Origin of the sequence: Saccharococcus thermophilus, assembly GCF_011761475.1 — a bacterium.
GTDB classification, from domain to species: Bacteria; Bacillota; Bacilli; order Bacillales; family Anoxybacillaceae; genus Saccharococcus; species Saccharococcus thermophilus.
In genome coordinates this window covers 719,460-739,697 of record NZ_JAASRS010000001.1, presented here as the reverse complement: position 1 = coordinate 739,697, position 20,238 = coordinate 719,460, and the positions used below count along the sequence as shown (strand labels likewise).

Sequence of the window (20,238 nt, the reverse complement as noted above, 5' to 3'; positions counted from 1 at the left end):
TTAAACTAGCAAAATCTCCTATTCCCTTGCTGGAAACAGGTTCATTCCATTTTTGCCTGCCGGTCTAAACGATAAATAAAAGCAAACAATTCGGCAACAAGGGCATATAAATCTTCAGGAATCATTTCATTTACTTCCAATTCGCTTAATAATTGGACGAGGGACGGATCTTCCTGGATCGGAATGCCGTGGTGTTTGGCCGTGGCAATGATTGCTTCCGCGACGTATCCTCTTCCTTTCGCCACTACCACCGGGGCCTCATGCAAGGTTGCGTCATAGGAAAGAGCTACCGCCTGCTTTTTTTCGTTTTTCATATACGGTAATCCACCTCGCTATAGCGCTTGTGAAACGCAACATCAACAGGATTTTTTTCTTGTTTCCATGTCTCGGTTTTTAAAGCGGAGAGCCGATATCCATGCAAAGCAAGCCGCTCTTTTAACATCGGCTGCAAGGCATTTGCCAGCTTAAGCAAACTCGGGGTATGATTAAACACGGTAACATGGACAATCCGTTGCTGAACACGCACATCGACAACCGTTTCTTTTAATTGGTCTAGAAAGAGGCAAAAAACGATATGGCAGTAGTCAGGATCGATTTTCCCGTCTTTTCGTCTTTTCCCTTGCCAGTAAATAGCGGCGTCTGTCTGCTCCGTGCCGAACCGGAACGGAAATTGCATAAATAGATGCTGTATCGGTCCTTCCGCTTGGGATAAGAGCTGTTGGCCGTTAATGTGGTACAGAAGCGTCTCTAGCGTTTCTTTTAATGTCGGCTCATGGACGTTTTCTAACGCCTGTAAAAGAAGCGACTTTAGAGAAGTTAACGCCGACTCGCTTAAAGTGCTCGTTTTTAACGCACGGCGGATCTTCGCTTCATCGCCAAACCCAAGCTTTAAGAGCGATTGTTTCAGCAGATGAAACATCGATAAAGCAATATCCGAGTCAGCCAACGCGGCAGAAAAAAGCCGTTGTTCCTCATCCGGAAGCAGTCCGTCCTGATAGGCGGCAAAAACGGTTTGAAAACGCTCGAAAAATGTTTGTTCGTCAAACGAAGCGAATAATAACTGCAACTGCTGCTTTACTTGCGCGAAATCTCTTTTTTCCATCGCCGCTTGCAGTTTGGCTAGCTCGTCTGCGGCAATTTTCGGTACGGACATCCCCAGCCTGTTCAACAATTGCTGTGCGGCTTTTTGCTCCGGCTGCTGTAATGATTGCAGCAATTTGACAAGACTTTCATAGGCGTAAATCGGGGTGTTTGCAATTTGCCCGACATAGCGGCGCAACGCCTCAACCGGCTCCGGCTGGTGCACAGGCAGCGAAGCGAGGCGGCTTTCAACGTATTGCAGCTGCTGAAAAAGCGGTGGATTCGTTTTCACCGCCAGCAGTGAAAAGAAAATATCTTTTGTCATCGGGAGGCGATGGGCCAACATATATCTGAAAACAGATAGCCCCTCTTTTTTATGTTCAAGCTTTTCTACTAATGAAGCGATCAAAAACAGTTCTTCTTTCGTAATCGGTATTTTTTCCGCCAACGCAAAACGTAAAAGCGGGTATACATCTTTTGGTAATTTCCATTTTTGCAGCAAATATTGCGCCGCTTCCTCGCCTTGCAAAGAAACTGGAAGGCGGCCTTCTAACTGTTTGTCAATCGGTTTCCAATACACGGCGCCGTTTTCGTTTTTTACTTCAAATAAATACGAATCCCCAACTTGCAGCGATGTTTGCAGGCGCGCGGTAACAAGCTCTTCCCCGACGCGCACTAGCGCTTTCTGTTCTTGTCCTATTTCTCCTTGTATGCTCTCAATTTTTCCAATAATCACTTGTCCGTCGCGAAAGCGGTGATAGGTTGCATCATGGGCGGGAGAAACCGGAAAAGCTTTGCCGATGCGCTCCATCATACTTTTTTGTCCCCCCTTGCTTCATGCATCCGCCGCGGCGATGATCTCTTTCACCGGCGAAAAGGAACGGCGGTGCTCCTCAATGGCACCGTACGTCCGAATGGCCTCCAGATGTTGACGCGTGCCATATCCCATATTTTTATCAAATCCATATTGCGGGTAGCGCTTTGCCAGTTGCTTCATAAAGTGGTCGCGCGTCACTTTGGCAATAATCGAACTAGCCGCAATGGACACACTGTTGGCATCGCCTTTAATAATGCTTTGCTGCGGCGTGGCAATCGGGAGAGTCATCGCGTCAATTAATAAATAGTGAGGTTGCGGGGAAAGCTGTTGCACCGCCTTGACCATCGCTTTTTTTGTCGCTTCATAAATGTTAATTTCATCAATTTCTGCCGCAGTGACAACGCCGATGCCGATAGAAATGGCGCATGATTGAATGATATGGAACAATTGTTCCCGCTTTGCTTCCGACAGTTTTTTTGAATCATTTAAGCCGGGAATATAGACATCTTTTGGCAAAATGACCGCCGCGGCAACAACCGGACCGGCAAGCGGCCCTCTGCCCGCTTCATCAATGCCAGCGATCCACTCGATTCCTTGTTCATGCAATTGCTTTTCATAGCGGGTCATTGCTTCCCATTGCCTTTTCGCCTGTTCTTCCTGTTTTTTTCGCTTCCACCAGCGTGCCACCAGCTGCTGCACGCTTTTTCGCTCATCTTGCATAATCTCTTTTAACAATGGATCATGTTCATCATGAATTTGCCGCAACAATGCCTGGATCTCTTTGACCGTATATTGCTCCATGCTGCTTGTCCTCTCTCCTTTTCTATCATTTATATCGGCATCACTGCAAAAAAATAAAGCCCGGGTCAAGCGGGCTTTATACAGTTGGGGATTCGAAACTAATTCTTCCTAGTTTTTCGGTGCGGATATCATGGAGCACAATTTCCGCCACTTTATCGTAATCGACCGCTCCCCCGCTCACGAGACAGCCGCGCCGTTTGCCGATCGCATCGAACAATGCCACGATTTCTTCCGGAATATCAGGAAGCGAATAACGCTCCTTTAATCGCTCTGGGTAATGTTCCTTCAAGAAGGTTAGCGCGTATACCGCCACATCTTGCAAGTTTAAAATCGTATCTTTAATCGCGCCGGTCGTAGCCAGCTTCAAGCCGACCTCTTCCTCCTCAAACTTCGGCCATAAAATTCCCGGCGTATCCAAAAGTTCCATTTCCTTGCCGACTTTAATCCATTGCTGCGCTTTTGTCACTCCCGGCTTATCCCCTGTTTTTGCGATATTTCTGCCGGCAAGACGATTAATCAGCGTCGACTTTCCGACATTGGGGATACCGACAATGAGCGCGCGCATCGGCCGCGGGTTTTTGATTCCTTTTGCCGCCATTTTCGCAAATTTATCTTTCAGCATTTCCTTCGCTGTCGATACAATTTGCCTGATTCCTGTGCCCGTTTGCGCATCGATCGCGAGCGCACGCAGCCGCTCTTGTTCGAAATAGGCAATCCATTGCTCGGTAACCGTCTCATCGGCCATATCCGCTTTGTTTAATAAAACGATGCGCGGCTTGTTGCCAAGAATTTCGTTAATCATTGGATTTCGCGATGATAGCGGGATGCGGGCATCAAGCAATTCAAACACGATGTCGATTAACTTTAGCTTTTCCTGTACTTCTCTTTTCGCTTTGGCCATATGGCCGGGAAACCATTGGATCGTCATGAAGCATCACCTGTGTATCGTTTTATTTCACAATCCCAGCATCAGACAGCGGCCAATAGACGATGCTGGCTTTGCCAACGACTTTGTCCATTGGGATAAATCCGATATGGCGGCTATCTTTACTAAAACGGCGGTTATCTCCCATCACAAACAAGCAGTTTTTCGGCACCGTTTTTCTACCAGTAATTTCTTCCAACGTGAACGGTTCGGTCAGCGGTCCATCAACGACTTTCTTTTTATATTCGTCCAAGTACGGTTCCTTGTACGGCTTTCCGTTTATATACAGCGTGTCGTTTTTGTATTCAATATGGTCGCCCGGCAAACCGATGACCCGCTTAATATAGTCTCTCCCTTCTTCGGCATGAAAAACAATAATATCAAAGCGGTGCGGTGTGCCGATTTTATAAGAGAGCTTATTGACAATCATACGGTCATGGTCATGAAGAGTCGGCATCATCGATAGCCCGTCGACAATAATCGGTGCGAAAATAAAATAACGAATGCCTCCCGCCAGCAATACGGCAATCACGATTGCTTTGATCCATTCCCGAAATTCACTTTTTTTCTTTTCCATCTTTCTCCCACCTAATGACTTTTTATTATTATGACATAAGATATGTGAAAAAAGGAGCTTGCCATCAAGCTCCTTCTTTCTAACGAACCAACTATGTTCCTTATTTAATCGTTTCTTTAATGCGTGCTGCTTTGCCGCGAAGTTGACGCAGGTAGTACAATTTCGCACGACGCACTTTACCGCGGCGAACAACTTCTAACTTGGCGATTTTCGGCGTATGCACTGGGAACGTACGCTCTACGCCAACACCGTAAGACACTTTGCGGACGGTGAATGTTTCGCTGATGCCAGCGCCGCGGCGTTTAATCACAACGCCTTCAAACACTTGGATACGTTCACGGTTTCCTTCGATAACTTTCACGTGAACGCGTACCGTATCGCCAGGACGGAAGTCTGGCAAATCTGTCCGCAGTTGCTCTTTCGTGATTTCTTGGATTAAATGATGCATCATTTTCCACTCCTTCCAACAGATGTTCATGACAATGCTTATTCATCATTGCAGCGGAACATCGTTTTCCATCCTTAAGCAAACCGCTTAAGTCACACAAGGAATATACTAGCATAAAATCACACCGCGCGCAATAGTTATTCCTTCTCTTTTTTCCATTGTTCAAGCCACCGTTTTTGCTTTTCTGTCAACGGGTAGTTTTCCAGTAAATCAGGGCGGCGTAAAAACGTGCGCTTTAGCGATTGCTGCTCCCGCCATTCTTCAATCAGGCGATGATTGCCCGATAAAAGCACATCGGGGACTTTCATGCCGCGAAAATCGGCGGGACGCGTATACTGCGGATACTCCAAAAGTCCCGAGCTGAACGAATCATGGACAGGGGAAGCTTCGTTACCAAGCACGCCCGGGAGAAGCCGGACAACGCTGTCGACAATGACCATTGCACCCAATTCTCCGCCCGTTAATACGTAGTCTCCAATGGAAATTTCATCTGTCACTAAATATTCGCGAATGCGCTCATCATATCCTTCATAATGGCCGCAAATAAGCACCAAATGCTCCTCTTTCGCCAGCTCTTCCGCCTTTTTTTGCGTATAGCGCTCACCTTGCGGGCAAAGCAAAATAATGCGCGGATGCGGAGAGTCTTTTGTGACATGGTGAACGGCGTCAAAAATCGGCTGCGGCTTTAGCACCATTCCGGCCCCGCCGCCGTACGGATAATCGTCGACTGTTTTATGTTTATTGTCAGCGAAGTCGCGAAAATTGACAACATGGATGGAAACGGCTTTCTTCTCTTGCGCTTTTTTTAAAATCGACTCATTCAACACACCTGTGAACATATTGGGAAATAACGTTAATATATCGATTCTCATCATTCCAGCAGCCCTTCCATCGGGCGAATGGTAATTGTTTTGGTGTTTACATCGACACTTTTCACAACGTCTTCTATATACGGAATAAGCACTTCTTTTCCGTTATTCCGTTTTACCACCCATACATCGTTGGCGCCCGGAGTTAAAATTTCTTGCACGGTTCCGATCGTTTCCCCTTCTTCTGTAACGACGGTACTGCCGATAATTTCATGAAAATAATATTCTCCTTCATCCAGCTCGCCAAGCTGGCTTTCCGGCACCTTTAACATTGCCCCTTTGAACTTCTCGACAAGATTAATGTTGTCATATCCTTCAAAGGAAAGTAAATCAAACGATTTATGAACGCGGTGGCTTTTGACCGTCACTGCAATTGGCTCTTTGGATTGTTCGGTGAAAATATAAAGCGTATTGCCTTTTTTATAGCGTTGTTCTGGAAAATCGGTACGCGAAATAACGCGCACTTCGCCGCGGATTCCATGCGTGTTGACAATTTTGCCGACGTTAAACCATCTTTCCATCTCATCCATCCCTTCTTAACGAATTTCTTTGACAATACCGTCTTCAATGATAATCGCACGTTTGGACATGACGTTTTCCCAATTGTCACCGACCTGCACGTCGATGAGCGCCTGCACTTCACGCTCTTTTAATTCGCTTCCTAACGGTAGGATATGTAATTGTTCGAGCTGAAAATCGAGAAGTTTAATTTTCTCCAGCCTCGCATCCATTTCTTTCGCAAAGTATTGCTTTAGAAGCGAAGAGGAATATTTTCCTGTTTTTTCAAGCCGTTTCTGTTCAAACCGCAATTGGTCGCATTCGCGCATGAGTTGCTGTTTTTGCGCCATAAACGCTTTCTCGAGCGTCTGTTTGCTTTTTTCGGTGACGATTTGCCTTACTTCAATCGTTTGAATGATTTTCATAACGTCACTCCCAACAAAAAGGATATAGAAAAAGGGAGAGGAAATGACCTCACCCTTTTTCTTTCACTTGCACGATCACTCTTTTCGGCTGCTTCGCCGAAGCAGCGTAAACGACCGTGCGGATGGCATGAATCGTGCGACCTTGTTTGCCAATCACTTTTCCGATATCTTCTTTGTGCACCGATAATTCATACGTGATAGATTGTTCATCTTCGCTGTTTGTCACTGATACTTCTTCCGGATGATCGACAAGCGCTTGAACGATCGTTTCAATTAATTGTTTCATGCGCATCCCAAACTTTATTTGCCGTATTTTAAGTTATGGAATTTCTCTAAAATGCCTTGTTTGGATAGAAGATTGCGGACGGTATCAGATGGTTTTGCACCGTTTTGCAGCCATTTCAGCGCAAGTTCTTCGTCAATTTTGATTTCCGCTGGTTCTGCAAGCGGATTATACGTACCAATTGCTTCGATGAAACGGCCGTCGCGCGGAGAACGAGAGTCCGCAACCACAATACGGTAGAAAGGTTTTTTCTTTGCACCCATGCGTTTTAAACGAATTTTTACTGCCATGTTAATTTCGCACCTCCGTAAATAGTTCACACAAGATAGTATATTAACAATAATTGTGTAGTTTGTAAAGGGTTTTTTCTTAACACATCATTTCCTACATAAATGGGAATTTAAACCCTTTTTTCTTTCCTTTTGGTATATTGGTCATCATTTTCATCATCTTTTTCATTTCGTCAAACTGCTTTAACAGCCGGTTGACTTCCTGTACGGACGTGCCGCTTCCTTTGGCAATCCGCTTTTTCCGGCTTCCGTTAATAATTTCCGGATATGTTTTTTCTTCTTTCGTCATCGAACGAATAATCGCCTCGACGCGGCTAATTTGCTTCTCATCGATCTGGATGTTGTTCAATCCTTTGATTTTATTGGCACCCGGCAGCATTTTTAAAATTTCGTCGAGCGGTCCAAGCTTGCGCACTTGCCCGAGCTGCTCTAAAAAGTCATCGAGCGTAAATGTCGCCGTGCGCATTTTTTGTTCAAGCTCTTTCGCTTTTTCTTCGTCGACGGCGGCTTGCGCTTTTTCAATAAGGGTCAATACATCGCCCATTCCTAAAATGCGCGAAGCCATGCGCTCCGGATGAAACGGCTCGAGCGCATCTAGCTTTTCGCCCATCCCGACGAATTTGATCGGCGTGTTCGTAACCGCCCGAATCGACAGCGCCGCCCCGCCGCGCGTATCGCCGTCCAGCTTCGTTAAAATGACGCCGGTGATGCCGAGCTGTTCATGGAAGCTTTGCGCGACGTTTACCGCGTCTTGCCCGGTCATCGCATCGACGACAAGGAAAATTTCATCCGGCTTTGCTACTTCTTTCATCTGTTTTAACTCATCCATTAGCGCCTCGTCAATATGAAGGCGTCCGGCGGTGTCAATGAGCACGTAATCGTAATGTTCTTGTTTTGCTTTTTCAAGCGCCTGCTTGGCGATTTCCACCGGACTGACTTGGTCGCCTAAAGAGAAAACCGGCATATTGAGCTGTTTGCCGAGCGTTTCAAGCTGCTTAATCGCCGCCGGGCGATAAATATCGGCAGCGACCAAAAGCGACTTGCGATTATACCGTTTCCGCAGTAAATTCGCTAATTTTCCCGTTGTCGTCGTCTTTCCGGCACCTTGGAGACCAACCATCATAATGACGGTCGGCGGACGGCTGGCGACGGCAATTTTGCTTTGTTCGCCGCCCATCAGTTCCGTCAACTCTTCTTTGACGACTTTAATGACTTGCTGCCCTGGTGTTAAGCTTTTTAACACTTCCTGTCCGACCGCGCGTTCGCTTACGCGCTTGACAAAATCTTTAACGACTTTAAAGTTCACATCCGCTTCAAGAAGGGCAAGGCGAACTTCGCGCATCATTTCCTTTACGTCGTCCTCCGTCACTTTCCCCTTGCCGCGGATTTTGTTCATCACGTTTTGCAAACGTTCCGATAACCCTTCAAACGCCATCTGTTTTCACCTCCTTATTCATTCTAATTCTTCTAGTTCTTTAATCATATCGAAAAGTTGCTGGTCCTCTCCATATTTTTTTAAAACATAATCCTTTAGTTGGTCCATCAGCTGCTTTCGTTTTTGAAACTTCTGAAAGAGCGATAATTTTTTCTCATATTCTTCTAGCATTGCTTCCGTTCTTTTGATATTATCATAAACAGCCTGGCGGCTGACTTCATACTGCTGTGCGATTTCGCCGAGGGAGTAATCATCTAAATAGTAAAGCGACATATAGCTGCGCTGTTTTGGCGTCAGCAATGCCTGATAAAAATCATACAAATAATTCATTCGCGTTGTTTTTTCGAGCATGAAACTCCCTCCTCTCTTGTTAAGTGAAACACCTTTACAGATGATTAGTGTAGCTTTTTTTCTTATTTCTGTCAAGATTTTATCTTTACAAAACAAGGCTGGCTAAAAAGGCGCCATCTCCGCCTTTTCGCCAGCCTATCGCATTTTTCTAAACCACCTTTATTGCTCGCTTTTCTCCTCAAATAAATCGGCAAACAATCCGTATACATATTTTTCTGGATCAAACGGCTGCAGATCATCCATTTTTTCGCCAAGGCCGACAAACTTCACCGGAATATGAAGCTCGTTGCGAATCGCCAGCACGATGCCGCCTTTTGCCGTGCCGTCAAGCTTCGTCAGCACAATGCCGGTGACGTTGGTTGCTTCTTTGAAAATCTTTGCCTGGCTCATTGCGTTTTGTCCGGTTGTTGCGTCAAGCACGAGCAATACTTCATGCGGCGCCCCCGGAACTTCCCGTTCAATGACGCGTTTTACTTTTTCAAGTTCTTTCATTAAATTGACTTTGTTTTGCAAGCGTCCGGCCGTATCACATAAAAGCACGTCAACCCGGCGCGCTTTCGCCGCCTGGATGGCGTCATAAACGACCGCCGCCGGGTCAGAGCCGGCCGATTGTTTAATCACTTCGGCGCCGACGCGCTCGCCCCAAACTTCAAGCTGTTCAATCGCACCGGCGCGGAACGTATCGCCGGCCGCGAGCATCACCGTCTTTCCTTCCGATTTTAGCTTATGGGCAAGCTTGCCGATCGTCGTCGTTTTTCCGACGCCGTTCACTCCGACAAACAATATGACCGTCAAACCGTCTTTCTGGATATTTAACGCCGCTGATTTTTCATATTCTTCGTCATCGCCGCGGTAAATCTCGACAAGCTTTTCGGAAATCACTTCTCGCATTTCTTGCGGGTCCTGTATATTGCGGCGCTTCACTTCCATTTTCAGCTCATCAATTAAATCCATGACTGTCGTCACACCGACATCGGCGCTAATCAAAATTTCTTCCAGTTCTTCAAAAAACTCTTCATCGACTTTTCGATAACGGGCGATTAAGTCGTTGACGCGCCCTGCAAGCGAATCACGCGTTTTCGAAAGACCTTGCTTAAACTTTTCGGTAACCGAATCGGCTTGCTTTGTAATTTTTTCTTTCAGCTTTTTGAAAAAACTCATATCGACGCCATCCTTTCTTGTCATGACTTAACGAGTTGTTTCGAATCTTCCAGACGGACGGAAACGAGCTTCGACACGCCCGATTCTTGCATCGTCACCCCATATAGCACATCCGCTTCTTCCATCGTGCCTTTTCGATGGGTGATGACGATAAATTGCGTCTGGCTGCTGAACTGTTTTAAATATTGTGCATAGCGATACACATTCGCCTCATCAAGCGCCGCTTCAACCTCGTCGAGAACGCAAAACGGCACCGGACGCACTTTTAAAATGGAAAACAATAAGGCGATGGCCGTCAGCGCCCGTTCTCCGCCGGAAAGCAGACTTAAATGCTGTGGCTTTTTCCCCGGCGGCTGCGCGACAATATCAATGCCAGTCTCAAGCAAATTGTTTGGATCGGTCAAGCGCAAATCAGCATTGCCGCCGCCAAACAGCTGACGAAAGACGTCGCCAAAATGGGAGCGAATTTGTTCAAACGTCGATAAAAACCGTTTTTTCATCTCTTGGTCCATCTCGTCAATCACTTGATGGAGCGTTTCTTTCGCCTGCTGCAAATCGGCTTTTTGTTCGGTTAAAAACTGATAGCGCTCCGATACCCGCTCATATTCATCAATCGCTCCTAAATTTACCGTGCCGAGCTCTTCGATCGCCAGCTTGATTAATTTTACCCGTTTACGCGCTTCTTGGACATCGGCCGTCAATGGATAGGCTGCTTTCGCCGCTTCGAACGAAAGGGCATATTCTTCACGAAGGCGGGCTAATAAATTTTCCAGTTCGACATCGAGGCGGTTTAGCTTGACTTCCTCATCTTTTACGATATCGGCGAGCTGTTTATGCTGCCGTTTCTTTTCCTTCCATTCCCGCTCTAAATGTTCCAGCTGTGCCTGGTACTGAAGCCGCTGTTCGCGGCGGCTGGCAATGAGGTCGACCGTTTTTTGCTTATCCTCTAGCTTTTTGTTCCGCAATTCTTCTAATTCTTCTTCGCTAGAATGGCTGGAACTCATCTCCTCCATTAAATCGGCAAGTTCTTGCTTGGCTGTCTGCAGCTGCTTTTTCGTATCGGCAAGCTCACTCGTAAGCTGCTCTACTTTTTCTTGCGTGTTTTTCAACCGTTGCTGCGTTTCGGCAAGAGCGATTTTTTGCTCGGTCATCGCCGTCTGCAACGCTTCTTTTGACGTTTGTTCCGTCTGCTTTTGCGTTTGCAGCTTATTGATTTCCTCATCCATTCCCCGCAATTTTTCTTCAAGATGATGAAGTTGCTCTGCGATAACGGCGAGCCGCTTTGTCATCTGTTTTGCTTCTTGCTCATCATTCGCTTTTTCATGGTCATAAAGGGCGAGGCGTTCGTTCATATTTTTTTCTTGCAATTGCAGCTCGCGCAATTCGCCTTTTACTTCCTGAAGCGTAAAACGTTGCTCCTCTATTTGTTGACGGAGCGCAGCCAAATTCGTTTCTTCCTGTTGAATTTGTTTCTTTTTCGCTTGTACAAACTGTTCGAGCTGTTCGGTTTTTTCCTCCATTTCGCGCAGTTTGGCCGAAATCGTCTCCAGCTCGCGATTTCGGCTTAGCAACGAATTCGTCTTTTTCGCGACGCCGCCGCCAGTCATCGCGCCGCCAGGGCTGACAACATCGCCATCGAGCGTGACAAGGCGGTAACGATAGTGAAGCAGGCGCGCTAATTCATTCGCTCCTTTTAAGTCGGTCGTGATAATGACGTTTCCAAGCAAATTGGCGATGACAGAATGGTAGAGGTTTTCATAATGAATCAGTTCGCTGGCGATTCCGACAAATGCCGGATGCCCTTTCACCAAGGCAAGCTGTTCGGCAGGAACCGTTTTCGCCTGTATGACATTCATCGGCAAAAAAGTCGCACGGCCGTACGCATTGGTTTTTAAATAGTGAATCGCCTTGCGCGCCACTTCTTCATTTTCGACGACAATATGCTGCATCGCACCGCCGAGCGCAATTTCAATCGCTGTTTCGTAGCGGTTTGGAACTTGGATCAGCTCGACAACTGCACCATGGACGCCCGGGAACTGCGCGCGCGCTTTTAACACTTCTTTTACCCCTTGGAAAAATCCCGCATAGTCTTGCTGCATTTCCTCGAGCAGTTCTTTTCTCGATTTTGTCTGTTGCAAATATTGGTACGCTTGATACAGCATCGCTTCTTTCTTTTCTAAATCCGTTTTCAGCGCCGAAACTTCTCCTGTTTTTTGCCTTAGCAGCGCTTCCGCCTGCTCGAGCGCCTTCTCGAGCTGTACACGTTTTTCGTCTAACGCCGCATATTGTTGCCGCAGCTTTGTGCGCTCGTCCAAATATTTGCGGTTTGCTTCAGCAAGTACAGCTTGTTTTGCCTGCAGTTTTTCTAGCAGCGTTTGCAGATGGGCGCGTTCGTTTTTTAAGGCAGCTTGTTCATGGACTAATTCGATATAATCGCTTTTTAATTGTTCGATTTTTTCTTCAATATTCACATCATAGGCCGAAAGGGAAGCTTGCTTTTCCTTTAATTCGGCTTGCAGCGTGGCCACCGCTGTTTGCAGCTCGGCAAGCTGCGTCTGTTCGCTTCTTAACACTTGTTCCATGCGCTCTTTCTTCTCGGCAAGGGAGGCAATCGCCTCTTCGAGCTGTTTCTGGTATTGGGCCGCATTTTTCTTGCGCTCTTTTAATACTTCTTTCTTTCCTTCGAGTTTTTCTAATTCTTCGCTCGCGACAAGCAGCACTTGCTGCAGCCCGTCAATCGATTCATCGAGCGCCGTAATGTGGTCGCGGAGCTGTTCGATGTCCGCTTCCGCTTTTTGCAGCATGCTAGAGAGCTGGATTTCTTCATTTTGATGCTGCTCAAGCTGCTGCTTTAATGATGTCCACTGCCCATAAAGCTGTTCAATGTCGTGCACCATCAGCGCTACTTCAAACCGTTCCAGCTCATCGCGCTTTTCCAAATAGTCTTTCGCGATCGATGCCTGCATTTTCAGCGGCTCTAGCTGCTGCTCCAGCTCGTGTAAGATGTCGCTGACGCGATGCAAGTTTTCCTGCGTTTCGGCAAGCTTTGTTTCTGCCTTTTTCTTGCGGATTTTATACTTTAGCACGCCGGCTGCCTCTTCGAAAATCGTGCGTCGTTCTTCCGGCTTGCTGCTTAAAATTTCTTCGACGCGGCCTTGGCCGATAATCGAAAACGCTTCTTTTCCAAGCCCGGAATCCATCAATAAATCGACAATATCTTTTAAACGGCAAGGCTGCTTATTAATAAAAAATTCGCTTTCCCCTGAGCGATACACCCGGCGCGTGATGCTTACTTCTTGATAATCAAGCGGCAGAAACTGGTCTTCATTATCAAGAGTAATCGTCACTTCCGCGACATTAAGCGGTTTGCGCGAATCGCTGCCGGCAAAAATAATATCTTCCATCTTCGCCCCGCGCAACGATTTTGCGGACTGCTCGCCGAGCACCCAGCGGATCGCATCGGTAATGTTGCTTTTTCCGCTCCCGTTTGGACCGACAACCGCCGTCACTCCGGGAACAAATTCGATGGATACGCGATCGGCAAACGATTTAAATCCAATAATATCTAAACGTTTGAGGAACATTCATACCACGCCTCACAATCTTTCCTATGTTGTGCGATCAATAGCCACAAAAAGGGCTGACTATTGGTAAGAGCCAACCCTTTATTGTTTCTCCAGTGTTCTTAATGTTTCGAGCGCCATCTGCGCCGCATGCTGCTCCGCCTCTTTTTTCGACTTGCCAACGCCGATGCCAAGCTCCTTCCCGTTCAGCGAAACACGGGAAACAAATTCTTTATTATGCGCTGGACCTTTTTCCTCCAAAATCGCATATTCCAGCACACCGATGCCATCGCGCTGCACAAGCTCCTGCAATTGGCTTTTAAAATCCATCACATGAGAAAAAGCACCTTCATCAATTTTCGGGAAAATCGTTTGTCCCAAAAATTGGACGACCGCATCCATTCCTTGATCTAAATAGAGCGCGCCGATAAACGCCTCGAATACATCTGCCAACAGTGCCGGTCTCGTCCGTCCGCCTGTCAGTTCTTCGCCCTTTCCTAACAGGACGAGCTCGCCGAACGACAAAGCGTTGGCAAACTTGACAAGCGAAGGCTCGCAAACAATCGCGGCCCGCAGTTTCGTTAGCTCTCCCTCGCTCATATGCGGGAACTTTTTAAACAAATATTGCGAAACGGTAAGCTCAAGCACCGCATCGCCCAAAAATTCGAGCCGTTCGTTGTCTTCCTGCGGCCGTCTCCGATGCTCATTCACATACGATGAATGAGTAAAAGCCTGAATGAGAAGCTGTTCATTCGCAAAAAAAATGCCGATTTTTTTCTGCAACTCTTTAAATTTCGCTCTCCTTTTTTCATGAGTGCGCTCTTTATCTTTTGGTTTTGACATATAGAAAGCCCTCCGACTTCATTCGACGCAAAAATCAATCGTATACTTCTTTTATTATATCCGCTCATCCGTTCGTTACACAGATAAAAAAGCAGAGAAAGCCCCGTTTTGGGCAACGGGACTTTTCTAGATATTACATGTGGCTTTTTATGTAGTTCACAGCGTCTCCTACTGTGACAATTTTTTCCGCTTCTTCATCGGAAATTTCCATATTAAATTCATCTTCTAATTCCATTACGAGTTCAACGATATCTAGGGAGTCAGCGCCAAGATCATCTTTGAAAGATGCATCTAGCGTTACTTGCGATTCTTCGACACCTAGACGGTCTACGATAATTTTCGTTACGCGTTCTAATACGTCTGCCATTCGATTCACCTCCCTTCATGATTATAGTAGATTCGGCTAGAAAATACTAGCCGCTATTTGAAATTTACATCACCATTCCGCCATCGACATGGAGCGTTTGTCCGGTCATGTAGCTGGCTGCGTCCGATACGAGAAAGGCAACGACTTTGGCGACGTCTTCCGGCTCGCCAAAGCGAGCGAGCGGAATTTGTTTTAACATTTCCGCTTTTAATTCGTCGCTAAGACTGTCGGTCATGTCCGTCGTGATGAACCCTGGCGCGACGGCATTGACCGTAATGTTGCGGCTGGCAAGTTCCCGCGCCGCCGTTTTTGTCAATCCGATGACCCCTGCTTTAGCGGCGACATAGTTTGCTTGCCCCGGATTGCCGCTGATGCCGACGATGGAAGCGATGTTGACGATGCGGCCATAGCGCTGTTTCATCATCGGCCGCGTCACCGCCTTTATACAATGAAATACCCCTTTTAAGTTCGTATTCATCACCTGATCCCATTCTTCCTCTTTCATGCGCATCAATAAATTATCGCGGGTAATGCCGGCATTGTTCACTAAAATATCGATGCGGCCAAACTGCTCTAGCACCGTTTTTACCATGCGCTCGACAGCTTCGGCGCTGGAAACGTCCGCTTGGATCGCCACCGCCTCTTTGCCCATCTTTTTGATTTCTTCGACCACTTCATACGCTTTTGCCTCGCTGCCGGCGTAATTGACGGCTACATTTGCCCCTTGACGGGCAAGTTCGAGCGCAATCGCCCGGCCGATGCCACGCGACGCTCCCGTGACAAGCGCTACTTTCCCTTGCAACATTCTTTTACTCTCCTTTCACAGCCGCAACGGTTGATTTCAATGTTTCTAAATCATTGACAGCATGCACGCGCACGTTGCGGTCAATTTTTTTCACCAGCCCGGATAGCACTTTCCCTGGACCGATTTCAATAAACGTATCCACTCCTAAAGTGATCATCGTTTTTACTGATTCTTCCCAGCGCACTGGAGAATATAACTGTTCGATTAATAAGCGCGAAATCTCTTCTTTTTTCACAACCGGCTCCGCGGTCACATTGGCGATGACCGGAATTTTCGCATCGTGAATAGCAACGCCGTTTAACACTTCTTGCAATTTGCCGGCCGCCGGTTTCATTAAAGACGAATGAAACGGCCCGCTTACCTCGAGCGGAATCACTCGTTTGGCGCCGCGCTCTTTCGCCAGCTGACCGGCTTTTTCCACACCTGCTTTCGAACCGGAGATAACAATCTGGCCTGGGCAGTTTAAATTTGCCAACTGCACCGGATCTCCTTGCGCTGATACTTCGTTTGTTACCGCTTCAAGCGCCGCGGCGTCCATTCCTAATACAGCCGCCATCGTTCCTGTGCCGGCCGGCACCGCTTCTTCCATAAACTCACCGCGTTTTCGCACCGCATAGACCGCATCAGCAAACGAAAGCACGCCTGCTGCCACCAACGCTGTATATTCTCCCAAACTATGGCCGGCAACATAATCGGCTGTAATCCCTGCCTCTTTTACTTTTTCAAGCAGGGCGATACTTGTCGTCAATAAAGCCGGCTGGGCGTTGTACGTTAACGTCAGCGTCTCCTGCGGGCCTTCGAAAATAAGCGAGGAAAGCGAAAATCCTAAACGTTCATCGGCGGCTTGAAACAGTGCACGCGCATTGGCATCGCTTTCGGCAATATCTTTTCCCATGCCTACCGTCTGCGATCCTTGTCCTGGAAAAATAAAAGCGATTTTCCCCATAGATTTCCCTTCCTTTACGAATGGTTTTGTTCGAGCGACTCTTTGATGGTGGCGATAATGTCGTTGGCTACCATTTCCCGCGCCTGGCGCACCGCGTGAAAGATCGCATTGGCATCGGACGAACCGTGCGCTTTAATCACCGGAGCGTTTAAGCCAAACAGCGCCGCTCCGCCATATTCGGAATAATCCATCATCTTTTTTAATTGAACGAGTCTCGGCTTTAACACGGCTGCCGCTAATCTGCTTGATAAACTGCTTGTCAACGCCTGCTTTAACATCGAAAATACGGATATCGCCGTGCCTTCGATCGTTTTGAGCGCGACATTGCCGGTAAACCCGTCAGTAACGACAACATCAGCGACACCTTGCAATAAATCGCGCGCTTCGACATTGCCGATAAAATGAAGGTCCGTCTCTTTCAAAAGCTGAAACGTGCGTTTAGCGACATCGTTTCCTTTTTGATCTTCTGTTCCGACATTCAACAAGCCAATGCGCGGCTGGGAAATGCCTCTTACTTTTTGGGCGTATACATGTCCCATTAACGCGTACTGCAATAAATGTTCCGGACGGGCATCAACGTTGGCGCCGACATCTAAAAATAAAAATCCTTCGCCGCCGACGGTCGGAAGCGTCGGAGCGAGCGCCGGCCGATCAATTCCAGCGATCCGTCCGACAACAAACAGTCCTGCCGCCATTAGTGCGCCCGTATTGCCAGCTGAGATGCAAGCGTCGGCTCGTCCTTCTTTCACTTCTTGCGCCATCAACACCATTGACGCGTTCTTCTTTCTTCTCACCGCCCGCACCGGCTCATCGGTCGCCTCAATCACTTCATCGGTATGAACGATCGTAATTCGTTCCTCATTCGTAAGGTGCGAGCGAATTTGCGCCTCATCGCCAAGCAGCATAATATGTACATCGGTAAAATGCTGCACCGCTTTCATCGCCCCGAGCACGATTTCTTTTGGAGCGTGGTCTCCTCCCATTGCATCAATCGCGATCTTCATAGCTGTCTCCATCCTTTTTCTCATTGTTGGATCGATACATTTCAAACGTTCCGGAAAAAACGAGCTCCTGCCCGACATAGCTGTTGACTTCGACGATCGTCCGGCCGTTTTCTTTTTCCCCAACTACTTTTGCTTTCGCCACAACGCGTTCATTTTCTTTTACTTGCCTCGTAAAACGGATATTTGCTTTGGCCGTCAAGGCAAGTTCATCGTTGATGACGGCAACGGCAAGCGAGTTGGCCTGAGCAAACAAATGATGGCCACGGGCAATGCGGTTTCGTCTAAACACATGTTCCGCTTTCACATCAAAAATAGAAATCGCGCTATGGTCCGGCTCGATATCAATAATTTCACCGATCACTTCCTCGAGCGGAAGCGCCCTTACTTTATCTGCCAGCGACTGCTTTGCAACATGCTTAATGCGTTCGCGCAACTCCGGTATCGACAGCTCCAGCCGGTCCAAGCGGATCGTCTGGACGCTGACCGAAAATTTTTCCGCTAACTCTTCATCGGTAATAAACGGATTTTCACGAATCGTCTCTTGCAAAAGCCGTTGTCGCTCTCGTTTGCTTTTTCTCATCTGTTTACACCGCCCAGTTTTATGACTAGGTACTAAAAGTAATATATAATATCAAAAAAAAGAATGCAAGCAAAAAAAGCGGTCTGCCGTATAAAAAGACAGACCGCACATCTTTTTCTATCAATCTAGTTTTTCGCCGTCCAATACGCCCGACTCTTGCAAATAAAGGCGCAAGCATTGATATGACTCATCATGCCAAAACGCTTTCGATTCAATCAGTTTCGCCGCATCGCCACGAGCGACTTCTAAAATGCGATAATCATGCACGATATCTCCAAATCGAAATTCCGGCATGCCGCTTTGTTTGGTGCCGAAAAAATCACCTGGACCGCGCAGCTGTAAATCTTTCTCTGACAGCACAAATCCATCCGTCGTTTCCGTCATAATGCGCATGCGCTCTTTTCCGATTTCGGATTTCGGGTCGGCGATCAAAATGCAATACGACTGTTCATCGCCGCGGCCGACCCGGCCGCGCAACTGGTGGAGCTGCGCCAAGCCAAACCGTTCGGCATCATAGATAACCATGACGGTAGCGTTTGGCACGTTGACTCCTACTTCTACTACAGTAGTGGAAACTAACACTTGGACGCGGTTTTCGCTAAACGCCTTCATCACTTCTTCCTTTTCTTCCGCGGAAAGACGCCCATGCATCAGTCCGATGTTGTATTTTCCTCTGTAATAATGCGTAAGCATGCTATGGACATCAATCGCATTTTGCACATCCAACTTTTCCGATTCTTCAATCAGCGGACAAATGATATAAGCCTGCCGTCCTTTTTGAATTTCTTTTTCGATAAAATCAAGCACCCGCTCGAACATATGGTGCTTGACCCAATACGTCTTCACCTTTTTTCTTCCTGCCGGCATTTCATCAATCACCGACACATCCATTTCCCCAAACGCGGTGATGGCGAGGGTGCGCGGGATCGGGGTGGCCGTCATCATCAATACGTCCGGCGACTGCCCTTTTTCACGCAAAACGCGGCGCTGCTCGACGCCAAATCGATGCTGTTCATCCGTAATGACTAAACCAAGTTTCTTAAAATTCACTTCTTCTTGAATGAGCGCATGGGTGCCGATCATAATATCAATGTCGCCGGCGGCGAGCTGCTCTAAAATTTCTCTTCGTTTCTTTCCTTTCACCGAACTCGTTAAGAGCGCGACCTTGACGTCAGTGGCGGCAAATAGCTGCCGCATCGAGTGGGCGTGCTGTTCCGCTAAAATTTCCGTAGGCACCATCAGCGCCCCCTGGTAGCCGGAGAGAACGGTGGCGTATAAGACGACGGCCGCCACGACCGTTTTTCCTGAACCGACATCACCTTGAAGCAGCCGGTTCATGCGATATGGGGCGCGCATATCGGCAAGAATTTCCGCGATGACGCGCCGCTGCGCATTCGTTAGCGGAAATGGCAGCTGCCCTATAAAAGCGTCCAGCTTTTCTGTGGAAAACGAATGGGCGATTCCTTGCGAATATTCACGCGCTACTTTGCGCAGCGCATGAATTTTCAGTTGAAACAGCAAAAACTCTTCATATACCAGTCTCCGTCTCGCCTGTTTCAATTCTTCATGCGAACGCGGGAAGTGGACGGAGCGCAGCGCTTCTTGCTTAGAAACGAGCCGGTAGGCGCGCCGGATCGAAAGCGGGAGCGGGTCGTCGATCGCCGCGCCGTATTGCGTAAGTGCCAGCTTGATGAAACGCCGCATTCCTTTCACTGTAATCGAGCCGCGCACGGAATAAACAGGCTCGATTTCTTTTGTTTGCGGGAGCGGCCCGAGCTTCACTTCATAAGCGGTAATCGTCTGGCGGTGCTGATCCCACTTGCCGATAACCGTCACCGTATCATCCATCGCTATTTTTCCTTTTAAATAAGGACGGTTGAAACAAACGACCGTGATTAAATACCGCCCGACAAGGAGACGAAACGTTAGGCGCGATTTTTTTTTCGTATAATACGTAAGAGAAGGCTCGCTATGAACCTTCCCCTCGACCGTTACTTTTTCATCATGTTTGACTTCCGCCAAATCTTTTAGCTCATAATCTTCATAACGATATGGAACATGCATAAGCAGCTGTTCGATCGTGGTAATTCCCATTTCTTTCAGCGCTTCGCTCGTCTCTTCGCCGATTCCTTTGATTGCGGTAACTGGCTGTTGCAACTCGCGATTCACC

The 20,238-nt window shown here is 47.5% G+C and carries 22 protein-coding genes; all 22 read right to left on the bottom strand.

Translation table 11 applies throughout. The features are described 5' to 3' along the window. Positions 1-41 precede the first annotated feature (41 nt). Complete coding sequence (locus tag BDD39_RS03955; RefSeq protein WP_166908319.1) at positions 42-314, bottom strand: EscU/YscU/HrcU family type III secretion system export apparatus switch protein; 273 nt, start codon at positions 312-314, stop codon at positions 42-44. Further along, positions 311-1,894 carry a hypothetical protein gene (locus tag BDD39_RS03950; protein ID WP_243845981.1) on the bottom strand — a complete coding sequence of 528 codons (1,584 nt, stop codon included), beginning with the start codon at positions 1,892-1,894 and terminating at the stop codon, positions 311-313. The genes BDD39_RS03955 and BDD39_RS03950 overlap by 4 nt, the downstream gene beginning before the upstream one ends. A 21-nt stretch (positions 1,895-1,915) precedes the next feature. After that, entirely contained in the window at positions 1,916-2,698 is a 783-nt protein-coding gene (locus BDD39_RS03945; RefSeq protein WP_166908317.1) for a ribonuclease HII, read from the bottom strand. A 76-nt stretch (positions 2,699-2,774) separates the two neighbouring features. Continuing rightward, a complete protein-coding gene (gene ylqF / locus BDD39_RS03940) occupies positions 2,775-3,626 on the bottom strand; it encodes a ribosome biogenesis GTPase YlqF (RefSeq protein WP_166908315.1) in 852 nt (283 codons plus the stop codon). Positions 3,627-3,648: 22 nt separating this feature from the next. Then, positions 3,649-4,200: a signal peptidase I gene (gene lepB / locus BDD39_RS03935; RefSeq protein WP_166908313.1), complete on the bottom strand. Its 552-nt coding sequence runs from the start codon at positions 4,198-4,200 to the stop codon at positions 3,649-3,651. Between the two features lie 100 nt (positions 4,201-4,300). Then, complete coding sequence (gene rplS, locus BDD39_RS03930) at positions 4,301-4,648, bottom strand: 50S ribosomal protein L19 (RefSeq protein WP_166908311.1); 348 nt, start codon at positions 4,646-4,648, stop codon at positions 4,301-4,303. Positions 4,649-4,785: 137 nt separating this feature from the next. After that, the gene (gene trmD, locus BDD39_RS03925; RefSeq protein ID WP_166912250.1) at positions 4,786-5,520 is read right to left on the bottom strand and encodes a tRNA (guanosine(37)-N1)-methyltransferase TrmD; all 735 of its coding nucleotides are present in this window, start codon (positions 5,518-5,520) and stop codon (positions 4,786-4,788) included. Further along, positions 5,520-6,038 carry a ribosome maturation factor RimM gene (rimM, locus tag BDD39_RS03920; protein ID WP_166908309.1) on the bottom strand — a complete coding sequence of 173 codons (519 nt, stop codon included), beginning with the start codon at positions 6,036-6,038 and terminating at the stop codon, positions 5,520-5,522. Before rimM ends, trmD begins: the two co-directional genes overlap by 1 nt. Before the next feature lie 15 nt (positions 6,039-6,053). Beyond that, positions 6,054-6,440, bottom strand: coding sequence for a YlqD family protein (locus BDD39_RS03915; RefSeq protein ID WP_166908307.1), 387 nt, complete (start codon positions 6,438-6,440; stop codon positions 6,054-6,056). 49 nt (positions 6,441-6,489) lie between these two features. After that, the gene (locus tag BDD39_RS03910; RefSeq protein ID WP_043904091.1) at positions 6,490-6,726 is read right to left on the bottom strand and encodes a KH domain-containing protein; all 237 of its coding nucleotides are present in this window, start codon (positions 6,724-6,726) and stop codon (positions 6,490-6,492) included. A gap of 14 nt (positions 6,727-6,740) precedes the next feature. Next, a complete protein-coding gene (gene rpsP, locus BDD39_RS03905) occupies positions 6,741-7,013 on the bottom strand; it encodes a 30S ribosomal protein S16 (protein WP_166908305.1) in 273 nt (90 codons plus the stop codon). Positions 7,014-7,107: 94 nt separating this feature from the next. Beyond that, a complete protein-coding gene (gene ffh / locus BDD39_RS03900; RefSeq protein WP_166908303.1) occupies positions 7,108-8,448 on the bottom strand; it encodes a signal recognition particle protein in 1,341 nt (446 codons plus the stop codon). A gap of 18 nt (positions 8,449-8,466) precedes the next feature. Beyond that, entirely contained in the window at positions 8,467-8,799 is a 333-nt protein-coding gene (locus BDD39_RS03895) for a putative DNA-binding protein (protein WP_166908301.1), read from the bottom strand. A 159-nt stretch (positions 8,800-8,958) separates the two neighbouring features. Next, the gene (ftsY, locus tag BDD39_RS03890) at positions 8,959-9,960 is read right to left on the bottom strand and encodes a signal recognition particle-docking protein FtsY (protein WP_166908299.1); all 1,002 of its coding nucleotides are present in this window, start codon (positions 9,958-9,960) and stop codon (positions 8,959-8,961) included. Between the two features lie 20 nt (positions 9,961-9,980). Next, positions 9,981-13,544: a chromosome segregation protein SMC gene (gene smc, locus BDD39_RS03885; protein WP_166908297.1), complete on the bottom strand. Its 3,564-nt coding sequence runs from the start codon at positions 13,542-13,544 to the stop codon at positions 9,981-9,983. 81 nt (positions 13,545-13,625) lie between these two features. Next, the gene (gene rnc / locus BDD39_RS03880; protein WP_166908295.1) at positions 13,626-14,366 is read right to left on the bottom strand and encodes a ribonuclease III; all 741 of its coding nucleotides are present in this window, start codon (positions 14,364-14,366) and stop codon (positions 13,626-13,628) included. A gap of 133 nt (positions 14,367-14,499) precedes the next feature. Then, complete coding sequence (locus BDD39_RS03875) at positions 14,500-14,733, bottom strand: acyl carrier protein (protein WP_003251806.1); 234 nt, start codon at positions 14,731-14,733, stop codon at positions 14,500-14,502. A 64-nt stretch (positions 14,734-14,797) separates the two neighbouring features. Beyond that, entirely contained in the window at positions 14,798-15,538 is a 741-nt protein-coding gene (gene fabG / locus BDD39_RS03870; protein WP_166908293.1) for a 3-oxoacyl-[acyl-carrier-protein] reductase, read from the bottom strand. A 4-nt stretch (positions 15,539-15,542) separates the two neighbouring features. Then, on the bottom strand, positions 15,543-16,484 hold the full coding sequence (fabD, locus tag BDD39_RS03865) for an ACP S-malonyltransferase (RefSeq protein WP_166908291.1): 942 nt from the start codon (positions 16,482-16,484) through the stop codon (positions 15,543-15,545). Between the two features lie 14 nt (positions 16,485-16,498). Beyond that, complete coding sequence (plsX, locus tag BDD39_RS03860; RefSeq protein ID WP_166908289.1) at positions 16,499-17,488, bottom strand: phosphate acyltransferase PlsX; 990 nt, start codon at positions 17,486-17,488, stop codon at positions 16,499-16,501. Beyond that, positions 17,472-18,068 carry a transcription factor FapR gene (fapR, locus tag BDD39_RS03855; protein ID WP_166908287.1) on the bottom strand — a complete coding sequence of 199 codons (597 nt, stop codon included), beginning with the start codon at positions 18,066-18,068 and terminating at the stop codon, positions 17,472-17,474. Before fapR ends, plsX begins: the two co-directional genes overlap by 17 nt. 120 nt (positions 18,069-18,188) lie before the next feature. Then, on the bottom strand, positions 18,189-20,237 hold the full coding sequence (gene recG / locus BDD39_RS03850; protein WP_166908285.1) for an ATP-dependent DNA helicase RecG: 2,049 nt from the start codon (positions 20,235-20,237) through the stop codon (positions 18,189-18,191). Between the last annotated feature and the right edge of the window lies 1 nt (position 20,238).

Bases quoted from the DNA above. Each gene is read 5' to 3' on its own strand.
- BDD39_RS03955 (WP_166908319.1), bottom strand. From the start codon at position 314: ATGAAAAACGAAAAAAAGCAGGCGGTAGCTCTTTCCTATGACGCAACC.
- BDD39_RS03950 (WP_243845981.1), bottom strand. From the start codon at position 1,894: ATGATGGAGCGCATCGGCAAAGCTTTTCCGGTTTCTCCCGCCCATGAT.
- BDD39_RS03945 (WP_166908317.1), bottom strand. From the start codon at position 2,698: ATGGAGCAATATACGGTCAAAGAGATCCAGGCATTGTTGCGGCAAATT.
- ylqF (WP_166908315.1), bottom strand. From the start codon at position 3,626: ATGACGATCCAATGGTTTCCCGGCCATATGGCCAAAGCGAAAAGAGAA.
- lepB (WP_166908313.1), bottom strand. From the start codon at position 4,200: ATGGAAAAGAAAAAAAGTGAATTTCGGGAATGGATCAAAGCAATCGTG.
- rplS (WP_166908311.1), bottom strand. From the start codon at position 4,648: ATGCATCATTTAATCCAAGAAATCACGAAAGAGCAACTGCGGACAGAT.
- trmD (WP_166912250.1), bottom strand. From the start codon at position 5,520: ATGAGAATCGATATATTAACGTTATTTCCCAATATGTTCACAGGTGTG.
- rimM (WP_166908309.1), bottom strand. From the start codon at position 6,038: ATGGAAAGATGGTTTAACGTCGGCAAAATTGTCAACACGCATGGAATC.
- BDD39_RS03915 (WP_166908307.1), bottom strand. From the start codon at position 6,440: ATGAAAATCATTCAAACGATTGAAGTAAGGCAAATCGTCACCGAAAAA.
- BDD39_RS03910 (WP_043904091.1), bottom strand. From the start codon at position 6,726: ATGAAACAATTAATTGAAACGATCGTTCAAGCGCTTGTCGATCATCCG.
- rpsP (WP_166908305.1), bottom strand. From the start codon at position 7,013: ATGGCAGTAAAAATTCGTTTAAAACGCATGGGTGCAAAGAAAAAACCT.
- ffh (WP_166908303.1), bottom strand. From the start codon at position 8,448: ATGGCGTTTGAAGGGTTATCGGAACGTTTGCAAAACGTGATGAACAAA.
- BDD39_RS03895 (WP_166908301.1), bottom strand. From the start codon at position 8,799: ATGCTCGAAAAAACAACGCGAATGAATTATTTGTATGATTTTTATCAG.
- ftsY (WP_166908299.1), bottom strand. From the start codon at position 9,960: ATGAGTTTTTTCAAAAAGCTGAAAGAAAAAATTACAAAGCAAGCCGAT.
- smc (WP_166908297.1), bottom strand. From the start codon at position 13,544: ATGTTCCTCAAACGTTTAGATATTATTGGATTTAAATCGTTTGCCGAT.
- rnc (WP_166908295.1), bottom strand. From the start codon at position 14,366: ATGTCAAAACCAAAAGATAAAGAGCGCACTCATGAAAAAAGGAGAGCG.
- BDD39_RS03875 (WP_003251806.1), bottom strand. From the start codon at position 14,733: ATGGCAGACGTATTAGAACGCGTAACGAAAATTATCGTAGACCGTCTA.
- fabG (WP_166908293.1), bottom strand. From the start codon at position 15,538: ATGTTGCAAGGGAAAGTAGCGCTTGTCACGGGAGCGTCGCGTGGCATC.
- fabD (WP_166908291.1), bottom strand. From the start codon at position 16,484: ATGGGGAAAATCGCTTTTATTTTTCCAGGACAAGGATCGCAGACGGTA.
- plsX (WP_166908289.1), bottom strand. From the start codon at position 17,488: ATGAAGATCGCGATTGATGCAATGGGAGGAGACCACGCTCCAAAAGAA.
- fapR (WP_166908287.1), bottom strand. From the start codon at position 18,068: ATGAGAAAAAGCAAACGAGAGCGACAACGGCTTTTGCAAGAGACGATT.